Origin of the sequence: Maricaulis virginensis (assembly GCF_027922185.1) — a bacterium.
In the GTDB taxonomy this organism is placed as follows: domain Bacteria; phylum Pseudomonadota; class Alphaproteobacteria; order Caulobacterales; family Maricaulaceae; genus Maricaulis; species Maricaulis virginensis.
Map to the genome: position 1 here is coordinate 17,762 of NZ_BSFE01000005.1, position 13,920 is coordinate 31,681.

Genomic DNA, 13,920 nt, shown 5'->3' on the forward strand with positions numbered 1-13,920 from the left:
GGCGGCGGCGCGTCCTCCTTCCCTCTCTTGCGCTGCCGTCCGCACTCTCCTTCCTGACCCCCTTCGCCGCGTGGAGTCCCGCCATGTCACGCAAATCGCTTTATCTCGCCAGCGCGTCACTCGCTGCGGCGATCGCCCTGGGAAGTGCAGCCAGCGCTTCCGAACACGTCAATCAACGCCCTGAAGAACCGGCGGCGCCCGCTGTCCAGGACGTCATCGTGGTCACCGGTTTCCGGATCACCACCAACGTGACCATCGAAGAGCACGTCTCCCCGGAACAGGCACCATTGCTGGGTCCTGATGCGGCCAGCCTTGTGGCACGCCTGCCCGGTGCGGCACTCGTCGACAATGGTTCGATCTCCGGCCAGGTCCAGTATCGCGGCCTGTTCGGCCCGCGCGCGCCGGTCGCGATCGACGGTGCGGTCGTCACTTCCGGCGGTCCGAACCTGATGGATCCCCCGCTTCACTATGCGCCCATGCCGCTGGTCGAGCGCATCGAGGTCGATCGCGGTGTGGCCGCGGTCAGCCGCGGGCCCGGCATGGGCGGCGGCATGAATGTCGTCCTCAAGGGCGTCGACTTCGCGTCCGGTCACGAGATCGAGTACGAAGCCGAGACCATGGCCTCCGTGCGCAGTGTAGACGGATCCTACGCCGTGGGCGGCGTGGCGGGTGGCGCCAGCGAAGGCCGGCGCTTCCAGCTTCTGTTCTCGCGCGAAGAGGGCGGCGATATCGCCTTCTCCGGTGGTGACATTCCCAACAGCCATCACGAGCGCACGGTCTACGGCCTCGGCGGCGGGCTGGCGGGCGGCGATCATGCCGTGTCGCTCGACTATCGCCGTCTCGATACGGGGCCGACCGGCAATGCGGCCCTGGCGATGGATATCGAGCATGTCGAAACCGATATTGCGCGTCTGGCCTATGAAGGCATGGCCGGCGACATCGCCATCGACGCTGCCCTTGGCTGGACCGATGTCAGCCATGGCATGGACAATTTCTCCCAGCGCCCCAATCCCGATCCGATGCGGCACCGCTATACGGTGGCAACGGCCAACACGGTCTCTGCCGAGCTGACCGTCGGATTTGAGGCCCTGGGCGGCGATCTGGAACTGGGGATCGACCGGGAAGAGGCCGAACACGATGTCCTGATCTCCAATCCGGACAATGCCGCCTTCTTCCTCGGCTCGCTGCCGGACATCTCCATCGAACGCACCGGCGCCTATGCCCAGTGGGAAGGCGTGATCCTGTCGCTGGAAAGCGAGCTGGGCATCCGCGCCGACTGGCATTCCGACGATGCCGGCCTTGCCCGTACGGGCGCTGCGGTTCCGGTGGGGGCGCAAATGCTGGCCGGCATGTTCAACATGGCCGATCGCGCCCATGACGACACGACGGTCGATGCGGTGGCGCGCTTCTGGCGGCACACGGACGGCCCGCTGACCTGGCGTCTCACCCTGGCCCACAAGACGCGCATGCCGTCCTATGTCGAGCGCTATGCCTGGCTGCCCACGGGCGCCAGCGGCGGCCTGGCCGACGGCAATACCTATGTCGGTGACCTGCATCTCGAGCCCGAGACGGCTGACAGTATCGAGGCCGGTTTCGACTGGCGCGGCGACAGCGGCTATTTCCGCCCGACCGTCTTCTACCGCCGGGTCGACGATTTCATCCAGGGCGTTGCCTGGGACGCCACGCCGGGCGTGATCGATACCCCCGTGGAAATGGTCTCGATGATGAATGGCGATGCCACGCCGCTGCGCTTTGCCAATGTCGACGCGGAGTTCTTCGGCGTGGATGCCGATTTCGGCTGGCAGCTGTCCCGCGCCTGGCGCATCGACGGCGTTGCATCCCTGGTCAGGGGCGACCGCCGCGATATCGACGAGCCGCTCTACCGGATGGCGCCGGCGCGTCTGCTGCTCGACCTGACCTATGAACAGGCGGACTGGAGCGTGTCGCTGGAGAGCCGGTTCGTGGCCGAGCAGGATCGCGTTTCGGCGACCAATTCGGAGCAGACGACAGACGGTTATGCAGTCTTCGGCGCCAATCTCGACTGGTATGCCCGGGACAATGTCCTCGTCACGCTGGGCGTCGAGAACCTGTTCGACGAGACCTATGAGAGACACCTGTCCGGCTATAATCGCGTCGCCGGTGGCGACGTGGCCGTGGGTGACCGCCTGCCAGGTCAGGGGCGCGGCGCCTACGCCCGGATCAGCGCGGCCTTCTGACCGCACAGTCCGGGAAACTGGAAGGGCCGCGATGCGGGACATCGCGGCCCTTTTTCTTTTGCGGCGGATCTCAATCGAGCGTCGACAGCGCCTGCCGGATCGTGGCGGCGAATTGCGGCACCATCGCGTCGCGTATGGCCTCGCTGGCCCAGTAGGGGTTCATGAAGACACAGCGGATCAGCACCAGCCGGGCCTCGTCCGCCTCTCCGTCGAACCTCGCGATGTGACGGGCGATCTGGCTGCGGTGATTGACGCTGCCCAGCGTGGTGGTCGTGACGACGAAATCGCCGGCTTCGCACAAGGCGTCGTAGAGGGCCCGGGTCCGGCGATTGGCCGCGCTCAGGGCTTCGCCGGGTGCGCCGAGCGAGAAGCAGACGATATTGGCGTCGACCGGTTCGAGCACATGCACGCCGTCGAGACCGCCCAGCACCTCGTTGCGGAAAACATCGCCCGACCGGATCATCCCGGCCAGCAGGGCGCCGAACCGGTCGGGCGCAAAGCCGATCGTGCGGCCGGTCAGCCAGACGGCCGTCGCTCCGGCTGCCGAGCGCGACCCCTCCAGTGTCGATGTCCAGGGATCGTCGGAGATCTGCGGCCGCTCCAGATAGGGCGCGTCGAAGACCGAGACCGTGTAGTGGTCGGCGTCGCGGGCGAGAAACGCACCGCAGGCATAGGGCACGAAGCCCAGCTTGTGAGGGTCGATCGTCACCGAGTGCGCCCGTGAGACCGCTTTCAGCGCGGCGATCGTCGCGGGCTGCAGAACCGTTTCGTGCGGGCCGTCCGGAATGGTGCACAGGAAACCGCCATAGGCGGCGTCGACATGGTGCCATATCCGCCAGCCGCGTTCGGCCCGCCACTGATCGAGCCGGTCGGCGATGCGGTCGACGGGATCGATCTCGCCGGTCTCCGTCGTACCGGCAACCGAAACGACAGCCAGCACCGGCCGCGCCGCGGCTTCCGCCTCGGTCACCCGGCGCTCGAGATCCGCAATATCGAAACGTCCCTCGTCATCCAGGCCGATTTCCCAGAAGGCCTCTTCGCCCAGTCCGAACACATTGGCAGCCTTGCGCCAGGAGAAATGCTTGCTGGCCGGTACCAGCACCACGGGGCCGAGATAATCATGCCCGGCAGCCTTGGAGAGGCGGCGGAATACGTCGGCCGGATTGCCCGCCACCGCGCTGCAATTGCGCAGCGCACCGGGGTCCGGGGCGTGCTGTTTCACGAGCGCGGCATAGCGCGTCCAGCCCATATGTGCGGCTTCAAACACATTGAGGGGCTCGCCGGAGCTTTCGGCGATCCACAGGGCCAGAGACAGCCAGTGATCGAGCCGGTAGCGGGCCCGCCAGACCCCTTCGAAATTGGCGACCGTGCCGCCGGAGGTGAAATGCCCCCGGGCCGTGGCCGGGTCATAGCCGATCATCTCCGCCAGCATGCCGATGGCTTCGGCTTCGATGACGGTGCCGACGCGCGAGACTTCCTTGGATGTGTTGTTCGGATTGTGCAGCAGGGCGGTCAGCTGGCCGAACAGGGCCGGCAGGGTCAGCTCCGACACCATGTGACCGGCATAGCGCGGCGAGTAGGTCGCCGTTTCCCGCCGCATCAGTGTCTTGAGCGTATCGAGCTCCTGGCTCAACCGCTCGCGTTCGGCAAGAAAATCGGCGGACAGGCGGTCGTCCCGGCTGATCGCGGCAGGATCGCCGGTGCGGTCGCTTTTGCGCCAGTCGAACCAGTCATCGAGAATGGCCTGGAATTCGGCCCGGACCCAGGCCTCATTCTCCGACTTGGGGCCCGGGAAGTAGGCCTTTGCGCCCACGGCGTTGTCGCGTGAAGTCATGGATCGTCCTTTTTCCGGCGGTGCAGGCTGCGCTTTTTCGCACGGCCGGGCATCCGGCCTTTTGACGCAGGTCAAACCAGGGCTTTGCGCCGCTCGCTTGCGCTGGCGCAAGTGGGCCGGCTGGCAACGGGACTATCGAGTACGGGTCACAATCCCGGGAGTTCCCATCATGAAAGCCCTGCTTCTTGCCACGGCCGCGCTCGCCGTTCCGGCGATGGCGCCGGCATCCGCCCTCGCAGACGACGGACTGGCCGACAACCTCATTCTCAACATGCGCCTGCGCTATGAAAACGTCGACCAGGATGGTCTGGCCGAGACCGCTTCTGCATTGACCCTGCGTACCCGTTTCGGTTTCGAGACGCCGCGCCGGAACGGGTTTTCCGTCCTGCTGGAAGGTGAAAACACAACGCATCTGATCGACGACTTCGCCGACACGATTACGCCGAATCCCGGTTATCCGGTCGTCGCCGATCCGGAAGTCACCGAGCTGAACCGGGTGCAGATTTCCTGGACTGGCGAAACCGGTGCCGGCGTCACGCTGGGGCGGCAATGGTTCGTGCTGGGCGATCAGCGTTTTGCGGGGCCGGTCGGCTTCCGGCAGAACAGCCAGTCGGTCGATGCGATAAGGATCGGCAGTGGCGATGCCTGGCCGGTAACGCTGGACTACACCTATATCGATCGCGTGCATCGCATCTTCGGCGACGATCACCCGCTGGGCGAGCTGGACAGTGCATCCCATGCCGGCGAGGCACGCGTGGATACACCGCTGGGCGAGGTCGCTGCCTTCGCGCTTCTGCTCGACTTCGACAATGCACCGGCCCTGTCCTCGCAGACGCTGGGGCTGCGCCTGACCGGCACGCACGAGGCGATCGCCTACCGGTTCGAGCTGGCCAATCAGTCCGACTATGGTGCCAGTACCGGCGATTTCGACCTGACCTATCTGCGGGCCGAGGCGGATTACCGGTCCGGAAATCTCTCCGTCGGTGGCGGGATCGAGGTGCTCGGCGGCGACGGGGTGCAGGGCTTCCAGACGCCGCTCGCCACGCTGCACAAATTCCAGGGCGCGGCGGATGTCTTCCTGTCGACCCCGGCTGAAGGGCTGCGCGACCTTTATGTGCGCGGCAGCTGGCGCTTTCCGGACGCCGCGCCGGGACCGGTCAGCCTGGGCCTTGCCTGGCATGACTTCGCGTCCGATGACGGCGATATCGATTATGGCTCCGAAATCGACTTCGTGGCCGGCCTGGCGCTGACCGGGCGTTTGTCGGCGGAAGCGAAGGCCGCCGTCTTCGACGGTGGTGCGGGCGGGCCGGCAGACCGGACGAAGATCTGGTTGAGCCTGGTCTTTGACTACTGATTGCGTCGACAGAGCCGCTGCTGCGGCTCGATCCTGGTCAGGGGGCGGGCCTGTCTGTCGATGCGGGCAGAGCCTCGATCCCCTGACCGAAGACCTCGCACATCCGCTCCAGGATTGTTGCGGCATCGGCGGAGTTGCACAGTCCGCCGGAGAGGTGGTCGATACGGCCGGTCTGGGCCAGCGACAGCGTGATGGCGCCGGACATCATGTGGTAGAACCAGTAGAGGTCGGCCAGCGCGCAGTCTGGCCGGACTTCCCGCAACAACTCCACGAAACGCTGGGTCACGGCGTCGAAGGGGGAGGCATCATGGCCGATCTCGGCAGGGATCGGGGCGCTGTTGAGGCGGGCGATAACCGCGCCGTAGTGGCGATGGCCGGGTGTGCCGTCGAGAATGAAGCTGAAAGTCGGTTCCAGATAGGCGCGCACCAGGCCGGGGCCGGTCATCTGTCCCGCCTGCTCGCGGGCATAGGCGTCCAGCGATGCGGTCCGGCGGGCATTCACCATGTCGGCGCGGCGTTCGAGAACGGCGTCGATCACACCGGCCTTGGTGCCGAAATAATAGTGGATCAGAGCCGTATCGACGCCCGACTCGGTCGCGATCTGGCGCATTGACACAGCTTCGAAGCCGGCTCCGGCGAAGAGCGCTTCTGCGGCATCCAGAATCCGTTCGCGCGATTCCTCGCGCCGGTCGGCCTGGCGCCGTCGCCGTCGGGACGGACCCGCGGTGCCTGTGTCCGGTTTTGCGATCATGCTCTTGCTCATGGCCTTCTGTCTTGCACCGTTTTCCCTGCTCCGCCAAGGCGCAAGCCTGCGCATCGATAAATTTATTGACCAATAAATAAATATATTGATTATGTCTTCCGATCCGGCGCCAACGTGCCGGCAAGCGCAAAAAAGCGCCGAGGGAGGAGAGCATGAACAAGGGGACCGGCTCGTGTTTGCGGGCCTATTTGATGTCGTGTGCGGCGCTGGCAGGATTGCTGGCGACCGCAGCAGCAACCGCCCAGGAAGGCGCGCCGGCCGGCGAAGGTGAGCGCGCCGTCGATACAATCACCGTCACGGCCCGCCGCCGCGAGGAAAGCCTGATCGATGTCCCGGTCGCGATGACAGTGCAGAGCGCCGAGGCGCTCGACCTGTCCGGCGCGACGGACATCACGGCGCTCCAGCGCAACACGCCCAATCTGACGCTTCAGGTGGCACGGGCGACGAATTCCACGCTGACAGCCTTCATCCGCGGTATCGGCCAGCAGGATCCGCTGTGGGGGTTCGAGCCGGGGATCGGTCTCTACATCGACGATGTCTATGTCGCCCGGCCGCAGGGCGCGATCCTCGACATTCTCGATATCGAGCGGGTCGAGGTTCTGCGCGGCCCGCAGGGCACGCTCTACGGCCGCAACACGATCGGCGGGGCGATCAAGTTCGTCACGGCGCGGCTGGACGACCAGCCGACCTTCTCCGTGCGGACCAATCTGGGCGAATACAATCAGCGCGACCTGATCGTCTCGGGCTCGGCACCGCTGTCTGACGGGCTGCGCGTGGGCGGCGCGCTGGGGGTTTACCGGCGCGACGGCTATGGCACCAATCTGTGGAACGGTGCCGATATCGGGAACCGGGAAAGCTTTTCCGCGCGCCTGACCGTCGAGTTCGAACCGGCACCGGACTGGTTCTTCCGCCTCACGGCCGACCGGCTGGACGATGACAGCAACGCCAATCCCGGCCATCGCGAACTGCCCGTTCCGGCCGCTTTCGGTGCGCCGCCCATCACGACGCCCTTCGGGATCAACGTGCCGGCCGGCGCCTTCCCGGTAACCGACGATGTCTATGACAGCTGGGCGGGCGTCGACGAGACCAATGAAGTCATCAACCAGGGCGTCTCGCTGACCGGTGAGTGGACCGTCAACGATCATCTCACCTTCAAGACCGTGACGGCCTGGCGCGATGGCGAGACTCATGGCGAGGGCATCGACTTCGACGGCACACCGGCGCCGATCCTCGACGTGCTGGCACCCGAGACCGTCTATGACGACGACCAGTTCTCGCAGGAATTCCAGCTCCTGTTCGACAATGACCGCTGGCGCGGCGTGGCGGGCGTCTACTATCTCGATGCCTATGCCAGCGGCGGCTATGACACGGTGCTGGGTATCGGGGCTGCCGCCATTCCCGGCTCGCCGACGCCCAATTTCACCCAGGGCACGAGCGGGCATGTCGACACCACATCGCTTGCGGCGTTCGGCGAGTTCGACTTCGATCTCGCAGACCGCTGGACGCTGACGCTCGGCGGGCGCTGGACGCGCGACGAGAAGACCGGCCGCGTGTTCAAGGCGAATTATCTGGGGCTGGGGTCGCCGGTCTCCGGTACGCCGAACACGCCGATCCAGATCCTCACCGACTACACGGCCGAGCGCGCCTTCGAGGAGTTCACGCCGCGTATCGGGCTGAGCTATCGCATCAGCGATACGCTGAACGCCTATGTCAGCTATGGCCGGGGCTTCAAGTCCGGCGGGTTCGACATGCGCGGCGATGCTGCGGCGACGCCGGCGACGATGGATGGCTACGACCCGGAAACCGTCGACTCGCTGGAGTTTGGCCTGAAAGGCTATCTGTTCGACGACCGGGTGCGGTTCTCGGCCGCGATCTTCAACGCCTCCTATGACGGCCAGCAGGTCACCAGCCAGCAGGTCAACACGGTGGGCACCGGCCTGGTGAGCTTCATCGACAATGTCGGTTCCTCGACCATTCGCGGTGCCGAACTGGAAGCGCAGGCCCGGCTGGGCGGCGGGTTCAGCCTCGATCTGGCGCTGGGCTATGTCGACGCCGCGTTCGACGAGTATCTGGCCTATGTGCCCAACGGATCGCCGCCGCCGGCCTACGTGCTCGCCGACGTCTCCGACGCACGCCAGTTCCAGAACACGCCGGACTGGAACGGATCGCTGGCGCTCAATCACCATTCCGACGACGTGATCGGCGGCATGCTCGATCTGCGCGCGGCGGTGTCCTGGCGGGGTGACAGCTCGATGTTCGAGACGCCCGCACCGGAGATCGACCAGGAGGCCTACTCGCTCGTCGATGCCAGTGCGGTCTGGACGTCCGGCTCAGGCCGCTGGCGGGCCGGGCTGCATGCCCGCAACCTCACCGACGAGCGCTATCGCACGGGCGGCTACTACTTCCCCGGCCTGGCCTATGGCGACAGCATCATCGGCTTTTACGGACCGCCGCGCACGGTCTTTGCCTCGCTGGAATACCGCTACTGACCCCGCAAGGACCGGCCGCCGAAAGCCAACCCGGCGGCCGGTCCCGCAACAGGACTGATCATGACTTCAAAAACAGAACCGGCCGGGATCCGCTGGACCTCGCAGGACGGGCTCGACCTGTTCGCGCGCGATTACGGTCCCGCCGCTGCGGCCGGTATTCCGGTGATCTGCATTCCCGGCCTCACCCGCAACAGCCTCGACTATGAAGACGTCGCGCCCTGGCTGGCGGCGCGGGGCCGGCGGACGCTGGCGGTCGATCTGCGCGGGCGGGGCCGGTCGGCGTCCGGCGATCCGGCGCGCTACCGGCTGCCGGTCTATGCCGCCGATATCGTCGCGCTGGCCGACCATGTGGGCATCGACCGGTTTCACATTCTGGGCACGTCGCTGGGCGGTATGGTGGCGATGCAGATGGCGCGGACGCATCTGCACCGGCTGGCAGGCGCGGTGCTCAACGATATCGGTCCGACGATCGAGAAGGCCGGAATCGCCCGGATTTCCGGATATGCATCGAGCGCCCCGGCCGTGACCGACTGGGACGGCGCCGTCGCCTATGCGCGGCACATCGCGGGCGATGTCTTTCCGCACTACACGGATAGCGACTGGCAGCGCTTTGCCGCCCGCATGTTTGTCGAGACGCCCGAGGGGAGGTTGCAGCCGACCTATGATCCTGCCGTGGCCGCACAGGCCCCGTCCTGGCTGATGCCGCTGGCGCGCTTCGTCATGTGGCGCAATTTCCGCCGCCTGGCGCGAAATCGCCCGGCGCTGGTTCTGCGCGGCGAGCATTCCGACATCCTGTCGCGCCGGACACTAACCCGCATGGCGGCGTGCTCGTCCTCGGTCAGTGCGCGCGAAATTCCGGGCGCGGGACATACGCCGGATCTGTCCGAACCGGACAGCCGGACCGCGCTGGCGGGCTTCTTCGACGCCGTCGAATAGATCTATTTCATCGCAATCGAGGTCGATGAAATTGCTCCGGCTTTCCGAGTGGCCGCATTTTCGAACCGCAAGACCGGTCCCCACTCTTGCTGAAAATGCCGGCTCGATCTGCATGCGGCGGACTTGTCCGGCCCGGAAAAGCCCGGTCCTATTGGACCCAGCCAATCTCCGGGACCGTCATCGTGCTACGCCTGCGCCACATCGAGATATTCCATGCCGTCTACCGCTGCGGATCGATCAGTGCCGCCGCGCGCGAGCTGAATGTGTCCCAGCCCTCGGTCAGCAAGGTGCTGCGCCATGCCGAAGACCAGCTGGGCTATCCCCTGTTCGAGCGCGGCCGTTCCGGCCTGATCCCGACCGCGGCGGCGCACGAGCTCTTCGACAAGGCCAAGGATGTCTATGGCGATGTCCGGGCGCTCAACCAGCTGGCCAAGAATATCCGCGAGCGCCGGGGCGGGCATATCCGCCTGGGCGTGCTGCCCTCGCTGGGGCTGAGCATCGTGCCCGAGGCCATCGCGGCCTATCGCAGGGTCCAGCCGGAGGTCAGCTTCGAGATCAATACGCTGCATTCCAGCGAGATCGCCGAAGCCCTGTTCCAGCAAGGGTGCGACATTGCCATCGGATACGGGGCGCCGATGAATGCGCGGCTGGTCACGCAGGAGCTCGGCCGCAGCGAGTTGCTGCTCGTGGCCCGGCACGATCAGTTCACCGGGCGCGACAGCATTTCGCTGACCGATCTGGACGGGGTTGAATTCATCGGCCTGCGCGACAGCGGTCCGTGCGGCGACCTGTTCAGCGACCAGCTGTCCCGCGCCGGCGTGACGCTGCGCGAAGTGGTGACGGCGCGCACCTACTATGTCGCGATGTCGCTCGTGCGGCACGGCGTCGGCGTGGCCGTGGTCGACAGTTTCACCGCGGCCTTCAACGAGGATCCCGAGATCCGTCTGCTGCGCTTCCGGGACCCGATCCGCTACTCGGTGAACGCCGTCACGGCGGACTCCGTCGACACGGGTACGGGCGAACGCACAAACCAGGCGGAACTGGTTGATGGCTTCCTTGATGTGCTGCGCGCGGTGATTTCGCGAACTCACTCAGTGCACTGAGCGCCCGGGCGCATGCATTGCGGGCATAACCTTCGTCTATGGCCGCACAAAAACTGACTACGGCTGCGCGCCTTCACGGGCGCGACATAATCTGAAAACCTTTGCGATCAGGGCGCTGCCTCGTCACAGGGACGAGCGGGTCGGCGCCGTCATGCAGGGGAGATTGCTATGACCGTCGGGCGGGTTTCCAAACTCATATTGCTCAGTTCAACCGTTCTGTTTTCGCAGGTGGCGAATGCCCAGGAAGCCGAGGCTCCGCCGCAGGACGATGACGAAACCGAAGTGATTGTCGTCACCGGTTCCAACATTGCCGGCACACCGATCACCGGCGCGCTGCCGGTCACCGTCATCGGATCGGACGATCTCGACGCGATCGGCGCCTCGTCGATGGACGAGCTTTTCCGCTCCATCCCGCAAGCCGGCGATGTCGCCTTCCAGGAAGGCCGCACGGCGGGCGGCGTCAATGACGCCCGTGGCGATGTCGCCTCGGTCGATCTGCGCTCGCTCGGTTCGGGCAATACGCTGGTCCTGCTGAACGGGCGCCGCCTGGTTCTGCACCCGGGTTATCAGACCGAGAACCTGGTACCGGTGACGACGGTGAACGTGAATTCCATCCCCAATAACGGCGTCCGCCGGGTCGAAGTGCTGCGCGACGGCGCCGCCGCGATCTACGGCACGGATGCTGTGGGCGGCGTGGTGAACACGATCCTGCGCAACAATTTCGACGGTCTGACCGCCGAGGTCGAATATGGCGGGTCCGAGGGCACCTCGCTGCGCGAGCTCGAAGGCAGCATCGCCTTCGGCCGTGACTTCAACAATGGCCAGTCGAACCTGTCGATCTTCGTCGACTATATGGATCGCGCCGGCATGCCGGCCACGGATCGCGACTATGCGGCCAGCTATGATGCGCGCGACCAGGTGATCGGCACGCCCTTCGAGGGGGACACCGATTTCGACAACCGCTCGACCAATTCGCCCTTCGGCGAGTTCCAGACCTGGGATTACACGGCAACCATCCGGCAGAACGGTACGGCGCTGACCTCGTCGGGCGACTACTGGCACATCCAGCCGGACAGCGTGACCGGCTGCCTGGCCGATCTGGGTGCCGGGCTTTGCATCGACAACAGCACGCAGAATTCCACCTCGGACCGCGTCTATCGCTACAATTCCAACTTCGACCGCTGGATTTATGGCGACAATGAGCGGTTCAACGCCTTTTCCTTCTTCAACCATGATTTCGGCAACGGGCTGGAATTCTTCGCCGAGGCCGGGCTCTACCTGTCCGACTACATGACCCATCGCGAGCAGGCTTCGCCGCTCAGCGCCGCCGACATCATCGTCCCGGCCAGCAATTACTGGAATCCCTTCGGTCCGGTGACCTTTTCGGACGGCAGCGCCAATCCGAACCGTCTGCCCGGCCTGAACATTCCGGATGCCGGCGTGGCCAACATCATCAATGACTACCGCTTCGTCGATGCCGGCCCGCGAGTGATCAATGTCGACAATACCAGCTACCGCCTGCTGGCGGGCCTGCGCGGCTCGTTCGGCGCCTGGGACTGGGAATCGGCGATGCTGTGGTCGGAGGCCAGCACGGAAGACCGCACCAACCGCATCTCCAACACGCTGCTCCAGGAGTCGCTCGCACTGGAAACGCCGGATGCCTACAATCCGTTCAACGGCGGCAATCTGGTCGACTTCTCCAACGGCGACTCGACGCCCAACCCGCAATCCACGATCGACAGCTTCATGGTCGATGTGACGCGGGAAAACTCCACCGAGCTGGGCCTGTGGGATTTCAAGACCTCGCGTCCGGACCTGTTCCAGCTGCCGGCCGGCGGTGTCGGTGTCGCGCTGGGGGTCGAGCTGCGGCACGAGGCCTTCGAGGACGATCGCGACGATCGCCTGGACGGCACGATCACCTTCACCAACCCGATCAGCGGCGACTTCTTCGGATCCGACGTGCTCGGTTCCAGCCCGACGCCGGACTCCTCCGGCGACCGTTCGGTGTTCTCCTCCTACGCCGAACTCTCGGTGCCGCTGGTCAGCCGCGACATGAATATCCCGCTGATGCAGGCCATCGATGTCCAGCTGGCTGCGCGCTACGAGAACTATTCCGACGTCGGCGACGTGCTGAAGCCGAAGGCGGCGATCGGCTGGGAAGTGACCGACTGGCTGATGCTGCGCGGTTCCTATTCGGAGGGTTTCCGCGCACCGAACCTGCCGCAGATCCACGAGCGCGGCGTGGAACGGTCCAACACCCGCCTCGACTACGTCTTCTGCGAGGCCGATCTGCGCGCCGGCCGCATTGCCAATGTCGACGAATGCCTGCGGGCTCAGTCGACGGTCAGCGTGCGGGAAGGGTCCAGCACTCTGGAGCCGGAGACCAATACGACCTACAGCTATGGCTTCGTCTTCCAGCCGCAGCTCTGGGACCGCCGCTTCGGCGATCTGACGGTCACGGTCGACTACTGGAATATCCAGCAGGAAAACGTCATCGGTATCTTCGGCGACGACAATCACCTCGCCTATGACTACCTGCTGCGCACCCAGGGTTCCTTCAACCCGGCGGTGATCCGCGAGGCGCCGAGCGCCGACGATATCGCCGATTTTGCCGGTACCGGTCTCGATGCGGTCGGCGAGGTGATCGAGGTGCAGGACACCTATCAGAACCTCCTGCCGCGGCAGATCGAAGGTGTCGACGTCACGGTCCTCTACGATATCGACGACACGCCGCTCGGCGACTTCCGGGTCTCCGTCACGGCGGCCCATCTGATCACCTTCGACCAGGAGCCCTCACCGGAAGCCCAGGCCATCATCGATGCCCAGGATGCCGGCGAGATCTTCAGCGGCTTCGTGGTCGACGGGGCGGCGGGATTGTTGCGGCAGAACGGCAATCCGGAATGGCGTGCGACGACCTCGATCACCTGGCGCAACGGAAATTGGGGCGCCGGTCTGTTCGGCCGCTACACCAGTTCCGTGCTGGACACCGGGGCGACGCTCGGTGACGGTACCCAGTTCGAGGTCGACGAGTGGTATTACGGCAATGTCTATGTCCAGTACACGTTCGATCGCGAAGACGTGCTGGACAACACCCGGGTCCGGGTCGGGGCGCGCAACTTCACCAATGAGGATCCGCCCGTGGCCGACAGCACGTTCAACTATCTGGGAACGCTGCATTCGGCACGGGGACGTTTCCTCTACGCCTCGGTCCGCAAGTCCTTCTAG

8 protein-coding genes are annotated in these 13,920 nt (G+C 65.4%); 6 read left to right on the plus strand and 2 right to left on the minus strand.

Annotated features, from left to right (window positions below; all coding sequences use genetic code 11):
• Window positions 1-83: 83 nt before the first annotated feature.
• Window positions 84-2,216 carry a TonB-dependent receptor gene (locus PKE71_RS09995; protein WP_271186826.1) on the plus strand — a complete coding sequence of 711 codons (2,133 nt, stop codon included), beginning with the start codon at window positions 84-86 and terminating at the stop codon, window positions 2,214-2,216.
• Window positions 2,217-2,286: 70 nt separating this feature from the next.
• On the opposite strand, the gene PKE71_RS10000 is transcribed toward PKE71_RS09995, so the two are convergent.
• Window positions 2,287-4,050 (minus strand): pyridoxal phosphate-dependent decarboxylase family protein, encoded by a 1,764-nt coding sequence (locus tag PKE71_RS10000; protein WP_271186827.1) that lies wholly within the window; start codon window positions 4,048-4,050, stop codon window positions 2,287-2,289.
• Window positions 4,051-4,219: 169 nt separating this feature from the next.
• Between PKE71_RS10000 and PKE71_RS10005 the strand changes: the two genes are divergently transcribed.
• Window positions 4,220-5,404, plus strand: coding sequence for a hypothetical protein (locus PKE71_RS10005; protein ID WP_271186828.1), 1,185 nt, complete (start codon window positions 4,220-4,222; stop codon window positions 5,402-5,404).
• 37 nt (window positions 5,405-5,441) lie between these two features.
• Here PKE71_RS10005 and PKE71_RS10010 read toward each other — a convergent pair whose 3' ends face one another.
• Complete coding sequence (locus tag PKE71_RS10010; protein ID WP_271186829.1) at window positions 5,442-6,167, minus strand: TetR/AcrR family transcriptional regulator; 726 nt, start codon at window positions 6,165-6,167, stop codon at window positions 5,442-5,444.
• Between the two features lie 152 nt (window positions 6,168-6,319).
• On the opposite strand from PKE71_RS10010, the gene PKE71_RS10015 reads away from it, so the two are divergent.
• From PKE71_RS10015 to PKE71_RS10030, 4 genes are all read left to right on the plus strand, one after another.
• Window positions 6,320-8,656 (plus strand): TonB-dependent receptor, encoded by a 2,337-nt coding sequence (locus PKE71_RS10015; RefSeq protein WP_271186830.1) that lies wholly within the window; start codon window positions 6,320-6,322, stop codon window positions 8,654-8,656.
• A 60-nt stretch (window positions 8,657-8,716) separates the two neighbouring features.
• Entirely contained in the window at window positions 8,717-9,592 is an 876-nt protein-coding gene (locus tag PKE71_RS10020) for an alpha/beta fold hydrolase (protein WP_271186831.1), read from the plus strand.
• Window positions 9,593-9,774: 182 nt separating this feature from the next.
• Complete coding sequence (locus PKE71_RS10025) at window positions 9,775-10,695, plus strand: LysR family transcriptional regulator (protein ID WP_271186832.1); 921 nt, start codon at window positions 9,775-9,777, stop codon at window positions 10,693-10,695.
• A 168-nt stretch (window positions 10,696-10,863) separates the two neighbouring features.
• On the plus strand, window positions 10,864-13,920 hold the full coding sequence (locus PKE71_RS10030; RefSeq protein WP_271186833.1) for a TonB-dependent receptor domain-containing protein: 3,057 nt from the start codon (window positions 10,864-10,866) through the stop codon (window positions 13,918-13,920).

What these genes read in the sequence shown, in the direction of transcription:
- PKE71_RS09995 (WP_271186826.1), top strand. Translation starts at nt 84, where the DNA reads ATGTCACGCAAATCGCTTTATCTCGCCAGCGCGTCACTCGCTGCGGCG.
- PKE71_RS10000 (WP_271186827.1), bottom strand. Translation starts at nt 4,050, where the DNA reads ATGACTTCACGCGACAACGCCGTGGGCGCAAAGGCCTACTTCCCGGGC.
- PKE71_RS10005 (WP_271186828.1), top strand. Translation starts at nt 4,220, where the DNA reads ATGAAAGCCCTGCTTCTTGCCACGGCCGCGCTCGCCGTTCCGGCGATG.
- PKE71_RS10010 (WP_271186829.1), bottom strand. Translation starts at nt 6,167, where the DNA reads ATGAGCAAGAGCATGATCGCAAAACCGGACACAGGCACCGCGGGTCCG.
- PKE71_RS10015 (WP_271186830.1), top strand. Translation starts at nt 6,320, where the DNA reads ATGAACAAGGGGACCGGCTCGTGTTTGCGGGCCTATTTGATGTCGTGT.
- PKE71_RS10020 (WP_271186831.1), top strand. Translation starts at nt 8,717, where the DNA reads ATGACTTCAAAAACAGAACCGGCCGGGATCCGCTGGACCTCGCAGGAC.
- PKE71_RS10030 (WP_271186833.1), top strand. Translation starts at nt 10,864, where the DNA reads ATGACCGTCGGGCGGGTTTCCAAACTCATATTGCTCAGTTCAACCGTT.